We start from the raw sequence: 22,424 nt of genomic DNA on the forward strand, positions 1-22,424 counted from the left end.
AATTGCCGCCTCAATGTGGGATTCAATCTTGGATTAAATCTCTGTGAACAGAGCATTAACAAATGTTAACTTGATGATGCCAAGACTTCGGCACTGCGTGTCTTTGCTGGCAGACCTCTCGTCGAGTGAAATAAAACCGGCGAGAGCGGCAAACCAGGCACGCGTTCTGTGAGCGGAGCTTGCGACAAGCGGCCCGGAGATGTCTTCCCTAAGTTGCACGAGCGAGCCGGCACGACAGTAGAGGCCGCAAGGAATGACAGTACCTCGCAGTCGCGAAAGATTTTGTGCTGCAGCGCACTCGTCATTGACTGAGACGGCGAGGGCGGGTTGGGGCGCCGGAATCGCCGCCCTTCCGCCCAGGGGCCGAACCGGCCGCTATCGCTTGCGCATGATGGGCGCAATCATCCTCCGCGACTGCGTCAGGTGCGAGAGTGTCAATCGAGATGCCCTGGGGACGCTGAGCGACGGTGAAACCCTTGTTCAGGCAAGCCGTTACGCAGCGTGAAACATCTCGTATCTGGCTTCGTTCCGCGAACAACAAGCCCGGCGAGTAGACGCTGCTCATGCAGGTCGCCTTGGCGTTGTCGCTCTCTCGATGCAGTTCGACACTGAACATTGTCTCCCCGATGCATCCCGAGAGAACCGCAACTGACGCGATGACAAGGGCATATCGGGTGTTGATCATCGCGGCTCGCGGGCAAGGCAGGAGGAGAAACCGGGTGAGCATGGCATCGTGACATGAAGGTCCACGTCAATCAGGTGCACGATATGGTCTCATGAAGTGCTGTCGGTACCGTTGCGCTCAACTGACACCGGAGATGGGGGGCGTCGTATTCGCGGATTCCGGTTTTCCTCTTCTGAGTTCCTGCACCACGCCACGCTCTGTTCTTTGAAACCGAGGGCGGCGCGGGCTCCCAGATGAAACCGGTCATTGGACCGGAAACTACAACCAACCTATTGCGCAAATGACGTCCAGACCGACATCGCCGTAACGGTCAGGCCGAAAAGCGAATAGAGCAATGACCCAGATAGCTCCTTCAAGCTCGCTGCGAGCGACGCATCGTCGGAATGTCCGCCCTCCATTCGCTTGACGAGCGTTTGCATCGCGACAAACGCGCCTGCGAAGAAGAAGCTTGCTGCGCCGATGTGTTGAATGGGCCCCATGTCTTGAAACAGGTCCGGGAATCGCACGCTTGCGGCCGCAATCAGGATGCCCAAAAGGAAACTCACCGAACCAACGGCCTTTGCCACCCTGGAAAAACTCAATTCCATCTCCTCGTATCGCGGTGCTGGGGACGTAGCGCAGGACTGTAAACAAAGCTGCTCGGCGGCTCCGGCGGGATTTCTGCGAAGGGGGGCGCGCAGATCACGAAAGGGCCGAGAGAGTTCTGGGGTGGAGGCTGGCCGTTTCCATGTGCCGCGGGAACAATGGGCGCACCCGATCCTTCCACGCCGCGATGGTCGAAGCTGCGACCCAGGGCTGTGCCTGGCGATGGTTGTGTCGGCACTCATCTCCGTCCCGGCCAGGCGCTCACGTCTGCGTGACGGTGTAACCAAATCGCCCCGCCGAGCGATCTCTCCCCAAAGCCGCCTGGGGCGGCTGCGCCGGAGAGACGAGATGCACCACGAAACGATGTCACCGGTCCGCAGCACGGGGGCGGCCGAAGACGATCTCGGCACAGGACGCGCGCTCGTCGCGAACGGCGAGAGGGACGGGAGACGCGCCATGCTCGGCAGGCGCAGCTTCATCCTGCTCGCTGGCGCGGTGCTCGCAGCATCGGGTGTCCGGGCCGATATGCCCCGCCCGGTCAACACGCTCGGCTCACCGGACGGGCTCGCGATCCGCGGCTACGATCCCGTCGCCTATTTCCACGATGGCGGCCCGAGGCTGGGCAGGCCGGAATTTTCCGTCGCCCTTCACGGCGCCACCTGGCGCTTCGCCAGCGCCGAGCACAAGGCCTTGCTCGAAGCCGATCCGGCGCGCTACCTGCCGGCCTATGGCGGCTTCTGCGCCTATGGCACCTCGCGGGGCTATCTCGTGAAGATCGAGCCGGAGGCCTGGTCCATCGTCGATGGCACGCTCTACCTCAACTACGATCGCGATGTCCGGAAGACCTGGCTCGGCGATCCCGCAGGGTTTATCGCCAAGGCCGAGCGCCATTGGCCGCAATTGAACGCGGCGCATATCCAGTAGGAGACGCGGCCGCCGCGTAGCCACAGGCCTTCACGCACCAGAAAGCAGATGGACGGGGCAGGGTTGCCGCGCCCGTCACCGACCCTGCGCGAATGCATCGAGCGCGAGGCGCATCTGCTCGTAGCATTGTGGCCCGCCATGCCCTTCGGCCTCGACGATGACCAGGCGACTGGCCGGCCAGCGCTGGTGCAGGTTCCAGGGGGTGATCGCGGGTCYGCTGACATCGCGACGGCCATGGATGAGAACGGCGGGAATATCGGCGATCTCGGCGATACGGCGCAGGATCTCCTGCCCATTCCGCAGAAACCCGTCATGGGCCCAGTAATGCGTGACGAGCGTCGCAAACGCCAGGCCGCGTTCGTCGTCGGGCGGTTGGCTCGGCGGCTCCCAGCCCGGGTCGAGCGAGATATGGGTCGCTTCCCATGTGTTCCAGGCGCGGGCTGCGAGCACGCGCTCCTGGAGGCCGCAGGTGGCCAGCCGCCTGGCATAGGCTTCGACGACGCGCTCGCCGGGGCGCCGGCCCGAATCCCGCTCGAAACGTTGCCAGGCTTCGGGAAACAGGCGCCCGACGCCTTCGGTGATCCAGTCGACCTCCTCGCGGCTGGTCGTGGTGACCGCGACCAGCACCAGTTCGGAGACCCTGCCGGGATGCGCCTGCGCATAGGCCAGCGCCAGCGTCGAGCCCCAGGAGACGCCCGAGACGAGCCAGGACGCGATACCGAGATGCGTCCTGACGGCCTCGATATCCCCGATCAGCGCCTGCGTCGTATTTCGGTGCAATTCGCCGGGAGCGTCCGAGGCGAGGGGGCGGCTTCGTCCGCAGCCGCGCTGGTCGATCCCGATGATGCAGTAGCGTTCCGGGTCGAAATGGCGGCGATAGCTGCCCGAGCGGAGCCCGCTGCCCGGGCCGCCATGCAGGTACAAGGCGGGCTTGCCGTCGGGGTTGCCCGAGATTTCCCAGTAGATTTCGGTTCCATCGCCGACGGCGAGAAGCCCGGCATCGAACGGCTCGGGCAGGGGGCGGGGTTCTGCGTTCATGCCGGTGCTGTGGGGCAGCGGGGGAAGCGCCGTCAACCGGCCGATGGACCTGCTCGTCCTGGAATGCGGCCGATCGAGCCTTCCATGGTTGCATCGGCCTTCTCGAAAATCGCAATGCACATTTCGGGGCGATGCTTTAGCGAGGACATCGCCTGAAACCGGACGGCCCTCGATGACGCTCATCATCTTCGATTGCGACGGCGTGCTTGTGAACAGCGAGGAGGTCTATCTCGCTGCCGAGCTTGAGTTCCTGGCCTCGGTCGGCGTMGTCCTCGAACGCGATGTCTATACGGACACGTTCATGGGGCTGTCCCCGCCGATGTGGCAGGCAAGGCTCCAGTCGATCATCGCGGAGCAGCGCAGCGCGCCCCTGCCATCCGATTTCTTCGTGCGGCTGGATGACCACACGACGGCACGCATAGAGGTGCATCTGGCCGCCCTTCCGGACGCCCGGCAGACCATCGATGGCATCGAGGCGCGCCGTTGCGTCGCATCGAGCACGCCGTCCGCGCGGCTGCGCTGGAAGCTGCAGCAGACCGGCCTGATCGGCCTGTTCGATCCGCATATCTTCTCCTCGGACATGGTCGCGAACGGGAAGCCCGCGCCCGACCTGTTTCTCCATGCCGCAGCCGCGATGGGCGTGCAGCCCGGTGAGTGCGTGGTTGTCGAGGACAGCGTCAACGGCGTCATGGCGGGCAAGGCCGCCGGCATGCAGGTCATCGGCTTCACCGCTGGCGCTCACTGCGCCGGCAATCATGGCGACCGTCTGGGGATGGCGGGGGCCGATCGCATCGTCGGCAGCTATGGCGATCTCGCCGCCGCATTGGACGGGTTGGGGGCATAGTGACTGCTCGGGGCCGCCCGATAGCCTTGGCCACGGCACAGGCGGTTTGTCGCGCTTTCTCCGTCGGTGGATTCCGGCCCCTGCCGAAACTAAACTGCGACAATGACCATTACGCGCCTCGACCACGTGCAACTCGCCATGCCAGCCGGCGGCGAAAGCGAGGCGCGCGCCTTCTATGCGGACATTCTCGGCATCAGCGAAGTCGCCAAGCCCGCTCATCTCGCCGGCCGGGGCGGATGCTGGTTCGAACAGGGGGCGTTGAAGGTCCATTTGGGAGTGGACGCCGATTTCAAGCCAGCCCGCAAAGCGCACCCGGCCTTCATCGTGAGCGATCTCGCAGCGCTGGTCACCACGCTGAAGGCGCGCGGCTACCACGTGGCCGAGGACCAGCCCTTGGACGGATATGACCGCATGTATGTGGACGACCCGTTCGGGAACCGCATCGAGTTGATGGAGCCGCTGTCGGCGGCGAAGCTCGGCTGAGGCTGAAAACAGCGACCCGGATGCCCTGCCTCCTGCGGTGCTCGATTGCGGCTCGGGGTCAAAATGATGCGGGGCGTGGGGATGTGTCGCTTGCGGGCGGCGCGCATCGAGGGTTCGATGCGCGGATGATGAGCGAGCAGGCCACGGCAACCGACGACAAGGCTCTGACGGAGCAGGTGGGACATGTGCTCCGCCACATCTGGGACCCGATCGGGCTCGGCGCGGAAGGGCCGGCCGATGAATATGACAGCTATGTGCCCKGCCTCATTGCGCTGGTGCGGAGCACGACGGCGTCCGAAGCCGAGATCCTGGCCCATCTCCTGCTGATCGAGAGCGAGATGATGGGGCTGGCTCCCGCGAGCGTCCCGGCGACACGGGTTGCGCGGGCGCTGCTCGGGCTACGCGATGCGTGGAGGCGAAAGCCCGATGTCCTCGTGAGCCAGGTCTTGAGCGCGGACGGGCTACATTGCCTTTGGCTGTTTCGACGTCCCGACGGCCTCTATTCCTACGAGCATGCGGCACTTCGGCACGAGGTGGACGTGAACGGCTCCTGGTCATGGTGGGCTGGCGCGGGCAAGGGGCGATCGGGACTCTTTGCCACCACAGAGGCTGCCGAGCACGATGCGCGCAGCGTGACCGACTGGATGTGCTGAGGGCGGCCATCCGCCAAGGCCGTCCAGACCGGCCGTTCCCGCTCACGCAAGCTTTGCGCAAATACCGATTGGCCTCCCGGGCGATGCGGCACTAGCCTGAGTTTCTCTGCCTGACCAAGGAGGAAACCATGGCGACCGATGGACCGGACCTTATTCGCAGACGCATTCTTCTTGGCGGCACCGCGCTTGCCGCGTCGGGCCTTGCATCCGCCCCGACGATCCAGACAGCGCAGGCCCAGCAGCCCGCGCCGGCGCCGGCCTCCGGACGCAAGCCCAATATCCTGATGATCATGGGCGACGATATCGGCTGGTTCAATCCGAGCATCTATCACCGCGGCATGATGGGCTATCGCACGCCGAATATCGACCGCATCGGCAATGAAGGCGCGATGTTCACCGACTGGTACGGGGAACAAAGCTGCACGGCCGGGCGTGCCGCCTTCATCACCGGCCAGTCGCCGATCCGTACCGGCCTCACCAAGGTCGGCCTGCCCGGCGCCGATATCGGCCTGCAGCCGCAGGATCCGACGGTCGCCGAACTGCTGAAGCCGCTCGGCTATGTCAGCGGCCAGTTCGGAAAGAACCATCTCGGCGACAAGGACGAACACCTGCCGACCAATCACGGCTTCGACGAGTTCTTCGGCAATCTCTACCACCTCAACGCCGAGGAAGAGCCGGAGAACCCCGACTACCCCAAGGATCCGGAATTCAGGAAGCGCTTTGGACCGCGCGGCGTCATCCGCTCGTCGGCCGACGGCAAGATCGAGGATACCGGGCCGCTGACCAAGAAGCGGATGGAAACCATCGATGACGAGACGACGGCGGCGGCGATCGACTTCATCGACCGGCAGAACAAGGCCCAGAAGCCGTGGCTCTGCTACTTCAACTCGACCCGGATGCACGTCAACACGCATCTGAAGCCGGAATCCGAGGGCAAGACCGGCAAGGGCATCTATCCCGATGGCATGGTCGAGCATGACGGGCATATCGGCCAGCTCCTGAAGAAGCTCGACGATCTCGGCATCACCCAGAACACCATCGTCGTCTATACCAGCGACAACGGCGCCGAGGTGATGACCTGGCCGGATGGCGGCTCGACCCCGTTCCGCGGGGAAAAGGCGACCAATTGGGAAGGCGGCTATCGCGTGCCGACCCTCATTCGCTGGCCCGGCGTGATCAAGCCCGGCACGATCTACAACGAGGCGTTCTCGCATTACGACCTGATCCCGACCTTCTGCGCCGCGGGCGGAGAGCCGGATGTGGTCGCCAAATGCATGAAGGGGCACCAGGCCAACGGCAAGAGCTTCAAGGTGCATCTCGACGGCTACAACCTGATGCCGTTCTTCACCGGCAGCGCCAAGGATTCCCCGCGCCGCGATTTCCTTTACTGGAACGACGACGGCGAACTGGTGGCGGTGCGGGTCGCCGACTGGAAGGTCGTGTTCAAGGCGCAGGAGCACGAGGGCATCGACGTCTGGCGCAGGGAGTTCACCAATCTGCGGGCGCCAAAACTGTTCAACCTGCGGGCCGACCCCTTCGAGCGCGGCGACACCTCGATGGAATACGAGAAATGGTTCTTCGATCGTTCCTTCGTCGTGGTCCCATCGCAGGCGGTCGTCGGGAAATGGCTGGAAAGCTTCAAGGAGTTCCCGATCCGGCAGAAGCCGGCGAGCTTCAACCTCGATGACGTCATGCGCAAGCTGACGCCCAAGAACTAGCCGGCGCAGAGAGTGGCCGCCGCCGATGCTGTCCATTGGAGGGCAGTGTCAGCGGCGGTCGTCATTGCGCGGTCCGCGAGCAACCCAGCAGACAAAGGCCAGTCCGCCTGCGAGGCCAGCTAGATCATCGGGCCGGAAATCATATCCGGACCGATGATCTAACCCTTTGTGTTTGCATCGGCTTTCCCGAAAACCGCAATCCACTTTTCGGGCCGATGCTTTAGCAGCAGGAATGCAACGACGCCGGTGTGCCGTGCGGTCATTTCATTGAGCCCGACGAGCACGCTCATGCCGAGCAGGACGGCGAGGCTCGGGCGGAGCTGCACGCGCCATACAGAGCTGATGATCGATTTCAGCACGGGCATGAGCTCCGTCGCGGTGTGGTTTGGCAGGTGCTGACCTCAGCCCGGGTTCCGGCATCATGATGCAAGCGCCACAGGACTGCACTCCCTGCGGTAAGCGGTTTCACTCCGCTTCACATCTTGCGAAGTCTATGGGACGAGACGGAAGGGGGCGCGAGTGTTGAGGATAGCGGCCGCACAAACCGTTGTTTCCCCCGACATCGCCGCCAATGGCAGCGCCATCCGCGCGATGATTGCGCGTGCGGCGGGCGAGGGGGCTCGCCTGATCAATTTCTGCGAAGGGGCGCTGTCAGGCTACGCAAAGAGCCAGATCCTGAAACAGGGGGATTGGCAGGCCTTCGATTGGGCCATTCAGGAGGCCGAGCTTCGCGCTATCGCTGAACTGTGCGGGCAGCTCCGCATCGTCGCGGTCGTCGGCGGGGCCCATCGGCTCGGTCGGGGATATCCGCCGCACAACAGTCTCTACGTCTTCTCTGATACCGGCGCCCTGCTCACCCGATACGACAAGAGGTTTCTCTCGAATACCGAACTTGCTGGCTGGTACACGCCTGGAACGGAGCCGGTCATGGTCGACGTCGATGGCTACAGGTTTGGCTGTGCGATCTGCATCGAATCGCAGTTCCCCGAGATCTTCAGCGACTATGAGCGTCTCGGCGTCGATGGGGTTCTGTTCGCATCATACGGCCTTCCCTGCCGGCCTGAACTGCATCTGGATCGCTGCTGCTACCCCCGCGCAGGACGCCGCCAAAGGCCCCGCCGGCATCATTGGACCGGACGGGGCATGGGCCGCGCAATCGTCGCCATCCCCGGAGCCTGGGCTAGCTATGGCAACGCTGGACCGGAACGACCCCGCCTACGAAATTGCGCTTCAAAGGGCGCGGCCCTGGCGCGCCAGGGCAAGAGAAGGCGAGATCTATCGCGAGAAGCTGGCCGACGATCCCCGCAGCGGAAACAGAAACGGATATTGAACCGTCCATTCGCCCGACGGGAAACCATGCCCGCGGCTTGGTTCGCGACCGACGCTTCGCAGAGGGCGCGAAGCGCTCAGCTCTGCTCCAATGCAGGCAGGCACTCGGTCCGTTCGTTGGAGGTTTGAGCGGCAAGGGCGGCATAGACCACCAATCTCAGATGCCGTCCGCCATCGACGGTGAGCGACGTGTGTTCGAAGGTGACGGGGTGGCCACCGACGCGAAGCGTGCGCGTGCCGGTGCAGGGTGCGTGGACGTCCGGGCTGCGCCACCATGTCTTGAATTCCGGCGAGACATCTTCCAGTTCCGCGACCAGGGCGCGCATGTCCGCATCGCCGCGCGCGCCTGCAAAATCCCGGCGAAAGCTCGCCAGCATGGCTTGCGCCTGGTTTTCCCAATCCACAAGCGTATCGGCGAGGTGCTGATCGCAGAACAGCATCCACAGCAGGTTGCGCCGGTTTGAAGGCTGGCTGCCGAACCGGAACAGGGCTTCGGCCGCTTCGTTATAGGCCAGCACGTCCCAGCGCAGGTTGAGAATATAGGCCGCATGTGGGGCGAGGTCGCCCATCAGCCGGTTCACGAGAGACGGAACCGTGCACCATGTCTTTCCCGGCTCGGCCGGTGGGCGCTCCTGGGCGAGCAGGAAGAGATGCCGTCGCTCGGCGCCATCGAGCTTCAGCACCCTGGCGAGATTGTCGAGGAAACCGGAGGAGACGCCGATATTGCGACCCTGCTCGAGCCATGTGTACCAAGTCAGGCCCACCCCGGCGAGCGCGGCAACCTCCTCGCGCCTGAGGCCGGCCGTACGCCGACGCTTGCCGGAGGGTAAGCCGGCATCCTCGGGCGTCAGCCGCTCGCGATGCGCACGCAGGAACTCTGAAAGCTCGGGTCGGGTCCGATCGGAGGTCGCCATGGCCCCATCCGTACAAAAAGTAATAGCATAATGAGTTAAATTGTATCAGCGTCAATGCCGCTTCATGGCTGTTGCGTCGTTAATCCGAGGACGCAACATGAGTTCCGATACCGCTACGGCCCAAACCCTGCGCAGCCCGGCAGAAAGCTGCGGGGTCCGCCCGCCCTGGCTCGGTTTGTCCGTTCTGCTTCTGGCGGGATTCGTGACGATCTTCGATCTGTTCGTGGTCAATGTCGCGATCCCGGCCATGCAGGCCAGCCTCGGCGCCCGCCTGTCACAGATCGGCTTCATCGTCGCGGGCTATGAACTTGGCTTCGGGGTGCTGTTGATCACCGGTGGGCGGCTCGGCGACATTCACGGCCGCCGGCGGCTCTTCGTCGTCGGAATTGCCGGTTTCACGCTCGCCTCGGCGCTCTGCGGATTGGCGCCGACGATCGAGATCCTCATCGCTGCGCGCGTGGTGCAGGGATTGGCGGCAGCACTCCTGTTTCCGCAGGTCTATGCCTCGATCCGGGTAAGTTTCTCTGCTGACGACGCTCGTCGCGCCTTTGGACTGCTCGGCATGACCTTGGGCCTTGCCGCCATCGCGGGCCAGGTGGTCGGCGGCTTTCTCGTCGAGGCGAACCTGTTCGGTCTCGGTTGGCGCATGATCTTCCTCATCAATGTTCCCGTCGGTGTCATCGCCATCCTGATGGCGCCGTTCATTCCCGAGACCTACGCGCCGGAGCGTCCGAGCCTCGACTGGTCCGGCGTGGCCCTCGTGAGCCTGGGGCTGACGCTCTTGCTCGTGCCACTGATCGAAGGGCCGGCGCAGGGCTGGCCGCTTTGGACCCTTGCATCGCTGGCAGGGGCCGCCGTCCTGATCGCTGCGTTCTACGGGCAGCAGGAGAGCCGGCGCCGGGCGGGCGGCGAGCCTCTCGTCGATATGAAGCTCATGCGTCAATCGTGCTTTGCCCACGGCGGTCTGTTGGTCGTCCTGATCTATTCGACATCGTCCTCGTTCTTTCTATGCTTTGCTCTCCTGGCGCAGACCGGGTTCGGTCTCAGTCCTTTCGAGGCGGGTCTCAGTTTCGTCCCCTGCAGCATCGGGTTCGTCATCGCCTCCATGGCGGCGCCCCGTCTCGTCGCGCGCCTTGGCACAGCCGCAATTGCCGCAGGCGCACTTCTCTATGCCGTGTCGCTCGGCATTCTGATCGCGCAGGTCTGGCTTGCCGGAGCAGGGCTCGTGGTCGCGCATCTGATCCCGGCCTTGATCGTGGTCGGCGCGGCCCAGGGCCTCATCATGACGCCGCTGCTCAACCTCGTCCTCGGTTTTGTGGGGGAGGGACAGGCAGGCATGGCCTCTGGCGTCGTCGCAACGCTGCAGCAAGTCGGTGCGGCGCTGGGAGTGGCCGTCGTCGGCATCCTCTTCGGTGCGGCGCTTGCCGCCGGCATCGACGCAGGAGGGCAAGCCCAGCTCTACGCCTCTGCCTTCGTCGGCGGGATGGCCTACAACCTCGCCGCCGCGATCGTCGCCGCTGTCCTGATCTTTGGGATTGCGCGCAGGAGATTGCCGCGATGACCTTGAAGCCTGGCCTGGGATCGAGGCTCAAGCCGTGCCCGGACCTTCCCCAGATGATCGCCCTCGCCAAAACCCTTGGCACGCGCAACAATGTCGGGCGCCTTGAGGTCTTCGAGATGGATCTGCAATGCATGGAATTCCGCCTGGCCGGCGCCGATCGTGCGCTCTGATCCGGCGGTCATCCAGTCGCTGTCTCGTGCCTTCATCGACAGGAGAGCGACCATGCCTGGCAGGAGCCCATCCCCGACCTGGCGCCTCGGCACCCGCCAGGTGAAAAGGCTCGGCTACGGTGCCATGCAGCTCGCCGGGCCTGGCGTATTCGGCCCGCCGAAGGACCGGGATGCGGCGCTCGCGGTGTTGCGCGAGGTGATTGCCTGCGGCGTCGACCATATCGACACGAGCGATTACTACGGCCCGCATGTCACCAACCAGCTGATCCGCGAGGCGCTGTCGCCCTATCCCGACGATCTCGTCATCGTCACCAAGATCGGCGCCCGGCGCGGCGCTGACGGATCCTGGCTTCCCGCGACCTCGCCGGACGCGTTGCGGCAGGCCGTGCACGACAATCTGCGCAATCTCGGGCTCGAGGCGCTCGATGTCGTCAACCTGCGACTCTGGGGCGATGGCCATGGCCCGGCTGAGGGCAGCTTGGCTGCCGAGCTGACCGTGCTCGCCGAACTCCAGCAGCAGGGCCTTGTCCGCCATATCGGTCTCAGCAATGTCACCGCCAGGCAGGTCGGGGAGGGGCGCGGCATCTGCGAGATCGTCTGCGTCCAGAACCACTACAATCTCGTTCACCGCACGGATGACGCGCTGATCGACGAACTGGCAGCTGCGGGCACGGCCTATGTACCCTTCTTCCCGCTCGGAGGCTTTTCGCCCCTGCAATCGGCTGGGCTGACCGAGGTCGCGGCGCGGGTCGGCGCAACGCCGATGCAGGTCGCGCTCGCCTGGCTGCTGCAGCGCGCGCCGAATATTCTGCTGATCCCGGGCACCGGCTCGGTCGCTCATCTCCGCGAGAATATCGCCGCCGGCGTGCTGGACCTGAGCGGTGAGGCGATCGCGGCGTTGAACACCATCGCAGCGGGATCCGCTTCGGTCCGGGCCTGACGGCAGCGCGTGGGGCATGCTTGCCGGGCCCATGCGCGATGGCGGTATCAGACGGCAATCGAGGAGGTGCCCTGCCTCAGGGCGAGCGCCCGATCAGCCGGTCCTCGACATTCTGCAGATGCCGGCGCATCGCGTCCGCGGCGCCCCCGGGCTCGCGGTGGGCGATCGCGTCGACGATCCGGTCATGGTCCTCGAAGCTGTGATGATCGGCAGGCGGGCTTGAATGGCTCGGTCGCGGCCGCCCCCAGGTGACGGCGCGGCGCACAGCGTTCAGCGTTTCCAAAAGCGCGATCAGGATCGGGTTATGCGCGGCCTCGGCGATCTGGTGGTGGAAGCGCGCGTCATAAGCCTCGTATTCGCGCCAGCTCGTCGCGGCGCGGCAGGAGGCGTTCAGTTCGGCGAGCGTCGCGATCTCGGCCACCGTGGCGTTGATCGCCGCGAGGCGTGAGAGCTCGGGCTCGAGGCCGATCCGCGCCTTCATCACCTGGACCGGATTGCTGCGCTGCACCAGGTCCGCGATATCGACCAGTTGCGGCGGCTTGGGGCCGACGAACGTGCCCTTGCCGACATGGCGCCAGAGCTGGCCCTCGCGTTCGAGCGCGGCGAGGCCCTTGCGCAGTTCTGTGCGCTTCACCCCTAGCAGTTCGGCCAGCTCCCGCTCCGGCGGCAGGCGCCCGTCATCCGGCAGCTGCGCCGCGGTGATGTAGCCATAGAGCTGCGTCAGGACGCCCGAGACATCGGCATCGGGCGGGGTGGGGGCTTTCTGATCCATGATGTGCGACCGGCAATGGGGAACGTGATCGTGATCCCATGGATCGCGGGCGAGCGCAACCATTTTGAATATTGGTTGTGATTATTGCTGCGTTGCGCAAGGATTTTCGGGCAAATTACTGCAAATCGAAGCCTTGACAGGATCAATCCGGCACATGACAGTGCCCAAAATAAAATTGGTTGCGACCAAGATCGCGCAAAAAGCCAAACAGAACTCTGGGAGGAGTCAGATCATGAAGCCGTTGAGGAGAAGGTCCGTCCTGTTCGGAGCCGCCGCCGTCGGCGCTGCGCTGATGCTCGGAAGCGCCGCCGCGCAGGCGCAAGCGAAGGTCAGGGTTGCGCTGGGAGACGTGCTGTCGACCGAGACGCTCTCGATGATCATCGCGCTGGAGCGCGCCAAGGAGAAGGGCGTCGACTACCAGGTGACGCATTTCTCGAAGGAGGACCTTGCCATCCAGGCCGTGATCAACGGCCAGGCGGATCTCGGCGTCGGCACGCCCTACGCGGTCGTCCAGAAGAGCAAGGCGCCGCTGCGCGTGCTCTTCCAGGGCACGCGCCTCGTCTTCTTCCCGGTCGCGGACAAGTCCTACAAGACCTGGAAGGACATKAACGGCCAGCCGATCGCCTTTCACGCCCGCGCCACCGGAACCGAGGCGATCGGCAACATTATCGCCAAGCGTGAGAGCATCCAGTTTGGCGAGCGCAGCTATGTGCCGGGCTCGGAGAACCGGATCATCGGCATGATGAAGGGCCAGATCAAAGCCACCATCGTCGATCTCGCCAACAAGAACCTGCTGCTGGAGAAGGCGGGCGACCGCTTCCATGTCCTGCCCGGCGTTAGCGAGCCGGCTTCCGACGAGACGCTGTTCGGCCGGACCGACTGGATCCAGAAGAACGAGAAGCAGGTCGATGTCATCGTCACCGAATTCCTGCGGCTCTGGCAGGAAATGGCGGCCAATCCGGCGATCGTCGAGCAGGAGAGGGTCAAGCGCAAGCTGATGGCCGACCAGCCGAAGGAGGTACTGGAGGGCATCACCAAATTCTACACGCTGGCGACCAAGGAAGGCGTCTATGCGCCGGCCGGCGGCAGCGCCGAGGTCGCGAAGGCTGATTTCGAGTTCTACACCGAGGCCGGCCAGCTGCAGGGTCCGGCCGCCGAGCTGAAGGTCGAGGATTTCTGGTACCTCGCGCCGCTGGAGCGGGCACGCAAGGCCCTGGGCAGCTAGCCTCGTCCGGACCCGTCCCCGGGGCCGGTGCATGCAGCATCCGGCCTGGGGACCCCTCGTTTCGAAAACGCGCACAAGCGGAGTGCTCTCCCTTGCAGATTTCCGAACTTGCTCCTGCCCTGCCGGCGCTTGGCAGGGCTCCGGCCCAGCGCTGGCGCGATCTCCTGATCCATCCGCTCGTGCTGCGCCTGGTGTCCTTCGCGGCCGCTCTCGCGCTTTGGGAATATGCCGGGCGGATACCGCTCAGCCCCGCCTTTCCGACTTTCCTGGAAACGCTCGGTGGTCTTCGCGCGATCATGGCCGATGGAACCCTGTTCAAGGCCTTCCTGATCACACTCCACCCGCTCGTCATCGGGCTGACCGCCTCGATCCTGTGCGGCGTCGCGCTTGGCGTGCTGATGGGGTTGCACGAACCCTCGGAATGGCTGTTCGCGCCGATCTTCGTGATCGCCCAGGCGGCGCCGCTGGCGGCCCTCATCCCGATCCTGACCTTCGCCTATGGCATCGGGCTGACCGCCAAGGTCATGACCGTCTGCATCATGGCGATGCCGGTCATCGTGCTGAACACGCTCGGCGCCGTGCGCAACACGCCGAAATCGCTTCTCGAAATGGGCAGCTCGTTTCTCGCGACGCGCAGCCAGAGCATCCGCCTGATCATCCTGCCGGCAGCCAGCCCGATGATCTTCGCAGGCCTTCGGCTCGGCTGCGCCGCCGCCTTCATCGGCGTGATCCTCGCCGAACTGCTGATCACGCCGACCGGCATCGGCGACGTGATCTCCTACAACCAATCGGTCGCCGACTATCCCAAGATGTACGCGGCCATCCTCGCCATCATCGTGTTCTCGGTCCTGTTCATCGAGCTGCTCGAGCGGATCGAAGTCACCCTGTTTCGACCGGAGGTGCGCAGATGACCCCCAACGCAGCCATCATGCCGCAGCACCTCGGTGACCGTCCGCCGTTTCCCGCCCGCGCGGCCCGGCCGATCGTCGAAGTGCGCAGCGTCTCGAAAACCTATGCCGGCGGCGTCGAGGCGCTGAGCGGCATCTCGCTGGAGTTTCCGGAAGGGCGCCTGACGACGCTGCTCGGCCCCTCGGGCTGCGGCAAGACCACGCTGCTCAAGATCATCGCAGGCCTGATCCCCGCCACCGGCGGCCAGGTTCTCGTCGATGGCCGCGAGGTGACCGGGCCCGGCCCMGAACGCGCCTTCGTCTTCCAGGATTTTGCGCTGATGCCCTGGGCCAGCGTCATCCGCAATGTCGCCTTCGGGCTCGAGCTGCGCGGCGTCGCCCATAGCGAGCGCGAGGCGATCGCCGAACGCCATATCGCGCGCGTTGGCCTCAAGGGCTTTGAACAGAAATACCCGCACGAACTCTCCGGCGGCATGCGCCAGCGCGTCGGCCTGGCGCGTGCGCTGGCGGTCGATGCCAAGGTCGTGCTGATGGACGAACCGTTCTCGGCCGTGGATGAGCAGACCCGCCGCAAGTTCCAGGAAGAGCTGCTGGAACTCGTCGCCAATGAAGGAAAATCCTTCATCTTCGTCACGCACAGCATCGAGGAGGCGGTCTATGTCTCCGATCGGATTGCGCTGCTCTCGCGCCGGCCGAGCCGCGTCTCGGCGATCATCGAGCCGCAGATAGTCCGTGGCGGCGACCCCGAGAAGATCAGGCGTGACAGTGCCTATCTCGATGTCGTCGAGGCGATCTGGCAGCAGCTCCGGCATTACTTGGACTAGGAGTCGGCCATGGTCATTTCAGGTATCCGCCTTCCGATGATGGCGGCGCTTCTCGTCTGGGCCGTGATCTGGGAGATCGCCGGTCATACCGATGCCGGCTTCATCCTGCCGCCGCTGTCGCGCATCATCTGGCGCGTCTTCGAGATCGTCCCGACAGCCTCCTTCCTCGACGCACTGCTGATCACCGGCCGCGCTTTCCTGCTCGGCAACACGATTGCGATCTGCGTCGGCGTCCCGCTCGGCATCGTGATGGGCCGCTCGGTCATTGCCGACCGGCTTCTCCTGCCCTGGGTGAACCTCTTCCTCTCCGCGCCGCTCAGCGCGCTGGTGCCGGTCATCATGGTGCTGTTCGGGCTGGGCGAGACGACGATCGTGCTGACCGTCGTGCTCTTCTCGATGTGGATCATCGTGCTCAACACGCGCGCCGGCATCCGCGCCATTTCGCCCTCGCTGGTCGAGATGGCGCGCAGCTTCGGCGCCAATCGCTGGCAGGCCTTCAGCCGGATCTATCTGTGGGCGGCACTCCCCGAAATCCTGGCGGGCATCCGGCTCGGCATGATCCGCGCCGTCAAGGGCGTGGTCATAGGGCAGCTGCTGGTCTCCGTCGTCGGCTTCGGCACGCTCTTCGAAATCTACCAATCGCATTTCCTGATGGAGCATTTCTGGGCGCTGCTGCTCGTGCTCTTCGCCTTCGCCTTCACCCTCAACGAACTGCTCGCCCGGCTCGAACGTCGGTTCGGCTATTACGCCGCCGCGCGCTGAAGACCTCTCTTGCCAACGAAGGATCCCGCAAGATGAATATCGCCACGCCTCAGAACCATGTCGTCCAGGCCCCGCAACAGGTCACGGTCCCGGTGCGGGGGACGCAAAGCCGGTTCCCCGTTCACCGCATCTACTGCGTTGGCCGCAACTATGCCGCCCACACCATCGAGATGGGCGGCGACCCCAACCGCGAGGCGCCCTTCTTCTTCCAGAAGAACCCCGACAGCGTCGTCCTCGATGGCGCCGATTTCCCCTATCCGCCGCGGAGCAGCAATGTGCACCACGAGATCGAGATGGTGGTCGCCCTTGCCAAGGGCGGCAAGGATATCCCGGTCGAGCGCGCGCTCGAGCATGTCTATGGCTATGCGGTGGGCCTCGACATGACGCGGCGCGATCTGCAGGACGAGTGCAAGAAGGCGGGCCGGCCCTGGGAGATCGGCAAGGCCTTCGAGCATTCCGCGCCGCTCAGCGAAATCGTGCCTGCGAGCACGATCGGCCATCCCGAGAACGGTGCGGTCTGGCTCAAAGTGAATGGCGAAATCCGCCAGCAGGGCGATCTCAACCACATGATCTGGAAGGTGCCGGAGATGATCTCGTATCTCTCCGGCCTGTTCGAGTTGCAGCCGGGCGACCTGATCATGTCCGGCACGCCGTCGGGCGTCGGCGCCATCGTCCGCGGTGACGTGATGGAGGGCCATGTCGAGGGCATCGGAACGGTGCACGCCAAGGTCGCCTGAGCGCGGCGACCGCGCCCCTCACGGCAGGCCGGCCTCGGCCGGTCGTGCCGTGAGGGGCAATTTGCCTGATGGGCGCCGTCCGGTTTCACTATCGCGGCGCGACTGTCGGCGCCTTCGGCCAGGGCTGTTGCCGATAACGCCCTGGAACAGGTTCGCTGGCTGGCGGGTTACCCTGGAAACCAGGGAGGCTCCAATGGCCAAACAACCCGAATCCCTTGCCACATTCGCGGCAACGGCCCGCAATGACGGCAAGAAGCCCAAGGATATCGGTCTCACTGCTACGCCCGAGACGGCACCTCTTCCCGGCGACACGAAGAAGGAGGCCGACGCGGCCACCAAGGTTCTGCGCGAAGGCGTGCTCAAGAAGGACCAGGGCGCGGACGAGGCGATCGACAAGCTCCCCGACCGCACGCGGGATCTGTGATCCAAGCCTGAGCGGACGCTCCGGCACCGGACCTGGGCTCAGTGTCCAGGGCCCGGGGCGGGGGCCGGCTCGCTGGCCGGGGCCGCGTCTTTCGGCCTGCCCCTGCTGCGCTCGCGCATCCGCTGGAACACGACATAGAGCATCGGGATCAGGAAGATGCCGAAGATCGAGGCGAAGAGCATGCCGCCGAAGACCGGCGTGCCGACCGCCCGCCGGCTGAGCGCGCCGGCCCCCGTGGCAATCACCAGCGGCAGCAGACCGAGGATGAAGGCAAAGCTCGTCATCATCACCGGGCGGAAGCGCAGCCTGGCGCCGGACACGGCGGAATCGATGATCGACTCGCCCTTGGCGCGTTGCTCCAGCGCGAATTCGACGATCAGGATGCCGTTCTTCGCCGCGAGCGCGATCAGCACGACGAGGCCGATCTGGGCGTAGACGCCGAGGCTGACGCCGGTCAGCGCAACCGAGGCGACTGCGCCGAGCACCGCGACCGTGACCGAGAGCAGCACCGCGATCGGCACGTTCCAGCTCTCGTAGAGCGCGACGAGGAAGAGATAGGCGAAGAGCAGGGCGAGCGCGATGACGATCGGGGTGCCGCCGCTTGCGGCCTTCTCCTGCAGGGCCGTGCCGGTCCATTCGAAACCGAAGCCCGCCGGCAGGGTCGTCGCCGAGATGCGCTCCATGGCCCGGATCGCCTGACCCGAGCTGACGCCGGGCTTCGGCGAGCCGTTGACGATCGCGCCCCGGTAGCCATTGTAGCGGGTCAGGGCCTGCGGCCCGGTGACGAGGCGCACCTGCGAGAGCGCGTTCAGCGGCACCATCGCGCCGGTTTTGCCGCGGACATAGATCTTGCCGATATCGGTCACGGCCCGGCGGAAGGGCGTCTCGGCCTGGACATTGACCTGCCAGGTCCGGCCGAAGACGTTGAAGTCGTTGACGTAGAAGCCGCCGAGCGTCGCCTGGAGGGCGTTGAAGATGTCGGCGATCTGGACGCCGAGCACCTGCGCCTTGTCGCGGTCGATATCAAGATAGATCTGCGGGGTGTCGGCGGCGAAGGTGCTGAAGACCGCGGCGAGCTCGGGCTGCTGGTTGGCGGCGATGAGCAGGCCGCGCATCGTGGCTGCGATGTCGGTCGGCGACTGGCCCTGCAGGGCTTCGAGCACATATTGGAAGCCGCCGGTGCTGCCGAGCCCGATGATCGGCGGCAGGTTGAACGGAAAGACCGTTGCCTGCTGCACGGCGGCAAGCTGCGGCCGCAGCGCCCCGATGATCGCGCCGACCCCTTGCGCCGGATCCTTGCGGTCCTCGAACGGCTTCAGGCGGATGACGAAGAAGGCCTGGTTGGAGGAGGCGAGGCCGTCGATGAAATTGAAGCCGACGACGGAAAGCACGCCCTGGACGCCGGCGACCGGCCGGACGATGCTCTCGACCTGCTCGACCACGGCCGCGGTCCGGTTCACCGAGGCGCCTTCGGGCAGGCGCATCGCGATGAAGAAGGCGCCCTGGTCCTCTTCCGGCAGGAAGCTCTGCGGCGTGGTCAGGAACAGCCCGCCCGTCGCGGCCAGGATGCCGGCGAGCACGAACAGGACGACGACGGCGACCCTGACCAGGCGCCTGACGATCGCGGCATAGCCGTCGCGGACCTTGTCGATGCCGTTCATCACGTAGCGCATCGGCCCGCCGCCGCCATGGCCGCGCTTGATCAGGATCGAGCAGAGCGCCGGGCTCAGCGTCAGGGCGTTGATTGCCGAGATCAGCATGGCGGTCGAGACGGCGACCGCGAATTGCCGGAAGAGCTGGCCGCTGATGCCGGGAATGAAGGCGACCGGCACGAAGACCGCGAGCAGCACGAAGGTGATGGCGATGATCGGCCCGGTGATCTCGGCCATCGCCTTCTTGGTCGCGTCCGCGATCGAAAGCTCCGGCTCCTCCTCGACGACGCGCTCGACATTCTCGATCACCACGATGGCGTCGTCGACGACGATGCCGATGGCGAGCACGAGCGCGAGCAGGGAGACCGTGTTGGCGGTGAAGCCGATCACCAGCATGACGGCGAAGGTGCCGATGATCGAGACCGGTACCGCGACCAGCGGGATGATGGTGGTGCGCAGCTTGCCGAGGAAGAGGAAGACGACGAGGCCGACCAGCACGAAGGCTTCGAGCAGGGTGCGGATGACCTCGTCGATCGTGGCGCTGACGAAGACCGTGGTGTCGAAGAAGATGCCGTAGGCGAGATCCTCGGGGAAGCGCTTGGAGAGCGCCTCCATCGTCGCCCGCACCTTCTTGGCGACATCGATCGCATTGGCGCCTGGCGACTGGTAGATGCCCATGGCGGCGCCCGGCGCGCCGTTGAAACGGCTGTAGCGATCGGCCGTGCGGGCCCCGATCTCGACGCGCGCCACATCCCTGACGCGCACGACCGAGCCGCCGGGATTGGTGCGCAGAACGATATTGGCGAATTCCTCCGGCTTGGTGAGGCGGCCCTGCGTCTTGACCGTGAGCTGGTATTGCTGGTCGCTGCTGACCGGGGCGGCTCCGATGCGGCCGAGCGCCGCCTGCACGTTCTGGCCCTGGACCCCGGAGATGACGTCGCTCGGTGTCAGGCTGAGCGCCGTCAGCCGGTTCGGATCGAGCCAGACCCGGAGCGAGTAATCGAGCGGGCCGAACAGGCTGACCTGGCCGACGCCGTTGATGCGGGCGAGCGCGTCGACCAGGTTGATCGTCGCGTAATTGCTGAGATAGAGCGAGTCGAATGTGTGCTTCGGCGAGTGGATCTCGACCACCTGCAGCAGCGCGGCGGATTTCTTGCGGACGGTCAGGCCCTGACGCGTGACCTCGGTCGGGAGCTGCGGCTGGGCCAGCGACGAGCGGTTCTGGACATTGACGGTATTGATGTCCGGGTTGGTGCCGAGCGCGAAGGTGACGTTGAGCGTGTAGCTGCCGTCGGCGCCGCTGGTCGACTGGTAGTAGAGCGCGTTGTCGACGCCGTTGATCTGCTGCTCGATCGGCTGGGCGACGGTGGTCTCGACCACCTCGGCATCGGCGCCGGGATAGCTCGCGGTCAGGGTGACCTGCGGCGGCACGATATCGGGGAACTGCGCAACCGGGATCGTGAAGATGGCGATGAGGCCCGCCAGCGTGATGACGATCGAGACGACGAAGGCGAGGCGCGGCCGGTCGACGAAGATCGACGAGATCACGTCTAGCTCCCGCTTGCCGGAGCAACGGGCGTGGCGGAGACGGTCAGGCCGGGGCGCACCTTGAGCAGGCCTTCGACGATGACGTTCTCGCCCTCGGTCAATCCGGTTTCGACGACGACATCGGCGTCCTGCTGCGGGCCCAGCTTGATGCGGCGCTGCTGGGCCTTGCTGTCCTTGTCGACGACCATGACGTAGCTGCCGGCCTGATCGACCTGGACGGCCGCCTGCGGCACGACGAGGCGTGCCTGCTGGCTCCGCTCGCGGACCTCGACCGAGACGAATTCGCCGTCGATCAGCTGGCGATCGGGGTTGGGCAGCGAGGCCCGCATGGTCACGGTGTCGGTCTGCTGGTCGACCTGCGGGTCGGTATAGTTCCAGACGCCGGGATGGGGGTATTCCTTGCCGGAGGACAGGCGCACGGTGATCGCGATCTTGCTCTGGCTGCCATCCTCGCGCCGGCGCGCCTCGCGGAGTTCCTCGAGCTGGCGTACGCTGACCTGGAACAGGACATACATCGGGTCCTGGCTGACGATGGTCGCAAGCGGGGTGCTGCTGKGGCCGACGAGATTGCCCTGCGTATAGGCCGTGCGGCCGATGCGGCCGGCGATCGGGGCGATGATGTCGGTATAGCCGAGATTCTCCTTGGCCTGGGTCAGCGCCGCCTGGTTCTGCAGCACAGAGGCATGGGCGACGTCGAGAGCGGCGCGGTTGCTGTCGAGCGTCGCCTGCGAGACGGCCTGCGTCTTCACCAGGTCCTGCGAGCGCGCATAGGTGAGCTGAGCGTTGAGCTCCTGGGCCTTGGCGGCGGCGAGGTTGGCCGTCGCCTGGTCGAGCTGCGCCTGATATTGCACCTTCTCGATCTGGTAGAGCGTGTCGCCGGCCTTGACCTCCTGCCCCTCGGTGAACTGGATCTTGTCGAGGAAGCCCTGCACGCGGGCGATCAGCGCCACGCTTTCGGGCGCCTTGATGCGGCCGACGAAGGAATAGGACCAGGTCACGCCCTTCTTGGCGGCGGGCTGGATGCCGACGGCGGGCGCAGGCGGGGCGGCCGGAGGTTGCGCGGCTTGCCTGTCGTTGCAGGCGCCGAGCGCCAGCGCCATCACCGCAATCGAGACAAGCAGCCGGAACGTCATCCGTATGCCCCGCAAATGACCGATCCAGGGACCCAAGCCCCCAGGATCATAACTCCCGTGGGATCGAACCCCGCTGGGATCTGAGCCCATGGTGACAAACTTCCGGGCGCTTGCACAGAGCCCGGCTGATGCCGAAACCGCGAGGGGCTGGGTTCGCCGAGGCTGTCGGCGTCTCCGTGACGGTTCAGAGCGGTTCGACCACGTCCGGATTCATCGCGATGAAGAGTTCAGCCTGACGCGCGAACAACATCCAGGCCGGATCATTCTCCGACCGTCCGGCGTGGCAGTGCATGATCGTGAAGATCGCCACCGTTCCGGCCGGCTGCTCGGGGTCGATGCGCGCGGCGCGACACATCGCCCTGGCAATTCTCTGGACGCGCGGATCATCCCGACGACCTGCCGCGCTCACCCCCGCGGCCACGGGTTTGGCTTCGTCGATCAGAGGCATGGCGGACCTCCCGTCCTGTCATAAGCTGATGCGAGACAGTCAAACGATCGGCCCGGCTATCGGTTCCCGCGGCAAAGACTCGCGCCTTTGTCGGTTGGCCATACGCGGGAGATGAAGCGGTGCTCGCCCGGCCTCAGTCACTGACCG

At 65.2% G+C, this 22,424-nt stretch carries 23 protein-coding genes; 15 read left to right on the forward strand and 8 right to left on the reverse strand.

Annotated elements, in window-relative coordinates; genetic code table 11:
- Positions 1-954 precede the first annotated feature (954 nt).
- Positions 955-1,272: a hypothetical protein gene (locus tag AC1DIO_RS24455; protein ID WP_476832727.1), complete on the reverse strand. Its 318-nt coding sequence runs from the start codon at positions 1,270-1,272 to the stop codon at positions 955-957.
- Between the two features lie 346 nt (positions 1,273-1,618).
- Between AC1DIO_RS24455 and AC1DIO_RS24460 the strand changes: the two genes are divergently transcribed.
- Entirely contained in the window at positions 1,619-2,194 is a 576-nt protein-coding gene (locus AC1DIO_RS24460; RefSeq protein WP_441492237.1) for a YHS domain-containing (seleno)protein, read from the forward strand.
- Between the two features lie 75 nt (positions 2,195-2,269).
- Here the strand turns inward: AC1DIO_RS24460 and pip are convergent, their stop codons facing one another.
- The gene (gene pip, locus AC1DIO_RS24465) at positions 2,270-3,232 is read right to left on the reverse strand and encodes a prolyl aminopeptidase (RefSeq protein ID WP_476854224.1); all 963 of its coding nucleotides are present in this window, start codon (positions 3,230-3,232) and stop codon (positions 2,270-2,272) included.
- A 172-nt stretch (positions 3,233-3,404) separates the two neighbouring features.
- On the opposite strand from pip, the gene AC1DIO_RS24470 reads away from it, so the two are divergent.
- The 4 genes from AC1DIO_RS24470 to AC1DIO_RS24485 all read left to right on the forward strand — a co-directional run bounded on the left by AC1DIO_RS24470 (position 3,405) and on the right by AC1DIO_RS24485 (position 6,930).
- On the forward strand, positions 3,405-4,076 hold the full coding sequence (locus tag AC1DIO_RS24470) for an HAD family hydrolase (RefSeq protein ID WP_441506858.1): 672 nt from the start codon (positions 3,405-3,407) through the stop codon (positions 4,074-4,076).
- A gap of 102 nt (positions 4,077-4,178) precedes the next feature.
- The gene (locus AC1DIO_RS24475; RefSeq protein WP_441492240.1) at positions 4,179-4,559 is read left to right on the forward strand and encodes a VOC family protein; all 381 of its coding nucleotides are present in this window, start codon (positions 4,179-4,181) and stop codon (positions 4,557-4,559) included.
- Positions 4,560-4,687: 128 nt separating this feature from the next.
- Positions 4,688-5,212 (forward strand): hypothetical protein, encoded by a 525-nt coding sequence (locus AC1DIO_RS24480; protein ID WP_476854225.1) that lies wholly within the window; start codon positions 4,688-4,690, stop codon positions 5,210-5,212.
- Between the two features lie 128 nt (positions 5,213-5,340).
- Positions 5,341-6,930 (forward strand): arylsulfatase, encoded by a 1,590-nt coding sequence (locus AC1DIO_RS24485; protein ID WP_476768194.1) that lies wholly within the window; start codon positions 5,341-5,343, stop codon positions 6,928-6,930.
- Between the two features lie 158 nt (positions 6,931-7,088).
- Here AC1DIO_RS24485 and AC1DIO_RS24490 read toward each other — a convergent pair whose 3' ends face one another.
- The gene (locus AC1DIO_RS24490; protein ID WP_476768195.1) at positions 7,089-7,289 is read right to left on the reverse strand and encodes a hypothetical protein; all 201 of its coding nucleotides are present in this window, start codon (positions 7,287-7,289) and stop codon (positions 7,089-7,091) included.
- 160 nt (positions 7,290-7,449) lie between these two features.
- Between AC1DIO_RS24490 and AC1DIO_RS24495 the strand changes: the two genes are divergently transcribed.
- Positions 7,450-8,388 carry a carbon-nitrogen hydrolase family protein gene (locus AC1DIO_RS24495; protein WP_476768196.1) on the forward strand — a complete coding sequence of 313 codons (939 nt, stop codon included), beginning with the start codon at positions 7,450-7,452 and terminating at the stop codon, positions 8,386-8,388.
- Here the strand turns inward: AC1DIO_RS24495 and AC1DIO_RS24500 are convergent.
- Entirely contained in the window at positions 8,337-9,173 is an 837-nt protein-coding gene (locus AC1DIO_RS24500; RefSeq protein ID WP_476832730.1) for a helix-turn-helix transcriptional regulator, read from the reverse strand. The two genes, AC1DIO_RS24495 and AC1DIO_RS24500, sit on opposite strands and share 52 nt — an antisense overlap.
- Before the next feature lie 97 nt (positions 9,174-9,270).
- Between AC1DIO_RS24500 and AC1DIO_RS24505 the strand changes: the two genes are divergently transcribed.
- Genes AC1DIO_RS24505 through AC1DIO_RS24515 form a run of 3 tightly spaced genes read left to right on the forward strand, consistent with a single transcriptional unit; the run spans position 9,271 to position 11,844 of the window.
- A complete protein-coding gene (locus AC1DIO_RS24505; protein WP_476768198.1) occupies positions 9,271-10,734 on the forward strand; it encodes an MFS transporter in 1,464 nt (487 codons plus the stop codon).
- Entirely contained in the window at positions 10,731-10,904 is a 174-nt protein-coding gene (locus AC1DIO_RS24510; RefSeq protein ID WP_441492248.1) for a hypothetical protein, read from the forward strand. Before AC1DIO_RS24505 ends, AC1DIO_RS24510 begins: the two co-directional genes overlap by 4 nt.
- A 52-nt stretch (positions 10,905-10,956) precedes the next feature.
- Positions 10,957-11,844: an aldo/keto reductase family oxidoreductase gene (locus AC1DIO_RS24515; protein WP_476832732.1), complete on the forward strand. Its 888-nt coding sequence runs from the start codon at positions 10,957-10,959 to the stop codon at positions 11,842-11,844.
- A 76-nt stretch (positions 11,845-11,920) separates the two neighbouring features.
- On the opposite strand, the gene AC1DIO_RS24520 is transcribed toward AC1DIO_RS24515, so the two are convergent.
- The gene (locus tag AC1DIO_RS24520) at positions 11,921-12,616 is read right to left on the reverse strand and encodes a FadR/GntR family transcriptional regulator (RefSeq protein WP_441506851.1); all 696 of its coding nucleotides are present in this window, start codon (positions 12,614-12,616) and stop codon (positions 11,921-11,923) included.
- A gap of 232 nt (positions 12,617-12,848) precedes the next feature.
- On the opposite strand from AC1DIO_RS24520, the gene AC1DIO_RS24525 reads away from it, so the two are divergent.
- The 6 genes from AC1DIO_RS24525 to AC1DIO_RS24550 all read left to right on the forward strand — a co-directional run bounded on the left by AC1DIO_RS24525 (position 12,849) and on the right by AC1DIO_RS24550 (position 17,496).
- Positions 12,849-13,841 carry an ABC transporter substrate-binding protein gene (locus AC1DIO_RS24525; protein ID WP_476854226.1) on the forward strand — a complete coding sequence of 331 codons (993 nt, stop codon included), beginning with the start codon at positions 12,849-12,851 and terminating at the stop codon, positions 13,839-13,841.
- Between the two features lie 92 nt (positions 13,842-13,933).
- Positions 13,934-14,752 carry an ABC transporter permease gene (locus AC1DIO_RS24530; RefSeq protein WP_441492252.1) on the forward strand — a complete coding sequence of 273 codons (819 nt, stop codon included), beginning with the start codon at positions 13,934-13,936 and terminating at the stop codon, positions 14,750-14,752.
- A 17-nt stretch (positions 14,753-14,769) separates the two neighbouring features.
- On the forward strand, positions 14,770-15,573 hold the full coding sequence (locus tag AC1DIO_RS24535; RefSeq protein WP_441506936.1) for an ABC transporter ATP-binding protein: 804 nt from the start codon (positions 14,770-14,772) through the stop codon (positions 15,571-15,573).
- Between the two features lie 9 nt (positions 15,574-15,582).
- Entirely contained in the window at positions 15,583-16,335 is a 753-nt protein-coding gene (locus AC1DIO_RS24540) for an ABC transporter permease (protein ID WP_441492253.1), read from the forward strand.
- Between the two features lie 32 nt (positions 16,336-16,367).
- Positions 16,368-17,072 carry a fumarylacetoacetate hydrolase family protein gene (locus AC1DIO_RS24545; protein WP_476854227.1) on the forward strand — a complete coding sequence of 235 codons (705 nt, stop codon included), beginning with the start codon at positions 16,368-16,370 and terminating at the stop codon, positions 17,070-17,072.
- Positions 17,073-17,265: 193 nt separating this feature from the next.
- The gene (locus AC1DIO_RS24550; protein ID WP_441492255.1) at positions 17,266-17,496 is read left to right on the forward strand and encodes a hypothetical protein; all 231 of its coding nucleotides are present in this window, start codon (positions 17,266-17,268) and stop codon (positions 17,494-17,496) included.
- Between the two features lie 38 nt (positions 17,497-17,534).
- Here the strand turns inward: AC1DIO_RS24550 and AC1DIO_RS24555 are convergent, their stop codons facing one another.
- The 3 genes from AC1DIO_RS24555 to AC1DIO_RS24565 form a co-directional block, all read right to left on the reverse strand.
- The gene (locus AC1DIO_RS24555) at positions 17,535-20,696 is read right to left on the reverse strand and encodes an efflux RND transporter permease subunit (protein ID WP_476854228.1); all 3,162 of its coding nucleotides are present in this window, start codon (positions 20,694-20,696) and stop codon (positions 17,535-17,537) included.
- Between the two features lie 2 nt (positions 20,697-20,698).
- Positions 20,699-21,829, reverse strand: coding sequence for an efflux RND transporter periplasmic adaptor subunit (locus AC1DIO_RS24560; RefSeq protein ID WP_476854229.1), 1,131 nt, complete (start codon positions 21,827-21,829; stop codon positions 20,699-20,701).
- 184 nt (positions 21,830-22,013) lie between these two features.
- Positions 22,014-22,277 (reverse strand): hypothetical protein, encoded by a 264-nt coding sequence (locus AC1DIO_RS24565; protein ID WP_441506846.1) that lies wholly within the window; start codon positions 22,275-22,277, stop codon positions 22,014-22,016.
- Between the last annotated feature and the right edge of the window lie 147 nt (positions 22,278-22,424).

This window comes from Allobosea sp. 05T439, from assembly GCF_056396005.1.

What these genes read in the sequence shown, in the direction of transcription:
- AC1DIO_RS24455 (WP_476832727.1), bottom strand. Translation starts at nt 1,272, where the DNA reads ATGGAATTGAGTTTTTCCAGGGTGGCAAAGGCCGTTGGTTCGGTGAGT.
- AC1DIO_RS24460 (WP_441492237.1), top strand. Translation starts at nt 1,619, where the DNA reads ATGCACCACGAAACGATGTCACCGGTCCGCAGCACGGGGGCGGCCGAA.
- AC1DIO_RS24475 (WP_441492240.1), top strand. Translation starts at nt 4,179, where the DNA reads ATGACCATTACGCGCCTCGACCACGTGCAACTCGCCATGCCAGCCGGC.
- AC1DIO_RS24485 (WP_476768194.1), top strand. Translation starts at nt 5,341, where the DNA reads ATGGCGACCGATGGACCGGACCTTATTCGCAGACGCATTCTTCTTGGC.
- AC1DIO_RS24500 (WP_476832730.1), bottom strand. Translation starts at nt 9,173, where the DNA reads ATGGCGACCTCCGATCGGACCCGACCCGAGCTTTCAGAGTTCCTGCGT.
- AC1DIO_RS24505 (WP_476768198.1), top strand. Translation starts at nt 9,271, where the DNA reads ATGAGTTCCGATACCGCTACGGCCCAAACCCTGCGCAGCCCGGCAGAA.
- AC1DIO_RS24510 (WP_441492248.1), top strand. Translation starts at nt 10,731, where the DNA reads ATGACCTTGAAGCCTGGCCTGGGATCGAGGCTCAAGCCGTGCCCGGAC.
- AC1DIO_RS24515 (WP_476832732.1), top strand. Translation starts at nt 10,957, where the DNA reads ATGCCTGGCAGGAGCCCATCCCCGACCTGGCGCCTCGGCACCCGCCAG.
- AC1DIO_RS24520 (WP_441506851.1), bottom strand. Translation starts at nt 12,616, where the DNA reads ATGGATCAGAAAGCCCCCACCCCGCCCGATGCCGATGTCTCGGGCGTC.
- AC1DIO_RS24540 (WP_441492253.1), top strand. Translation starts at nt 15,583, where the DNA reads ATGGTCATTTCAGGTATCCGCCTTCCGATGATGGCGGCGCTTCTCGTC.
- AC1DIO_RS24545 (WP_476854227.1), top strand. Translation starts at nt 16,368, where the DNA reads ATGAATATCGCCACGCCTCAGAACCATGTCGTCCAGGCCCCGCAACAG.
- AC1DIO_RS24550 (WP_441492255.1), top strand. Translation starts at nt 17,266, where the DNA reads ATGGCCAAACAACCCGAATCCCTTGCCACATTCGCGGCAACGGCCCGC.
- AC1DIO_RS24565 (WP_441506846.1), bottom strand. Translation starts at nt 22,277, where the DNA reads ATGCCTCTGATCGACGAAGCCAAACCCGTGGCCGCGGGGGTGAGCGCG.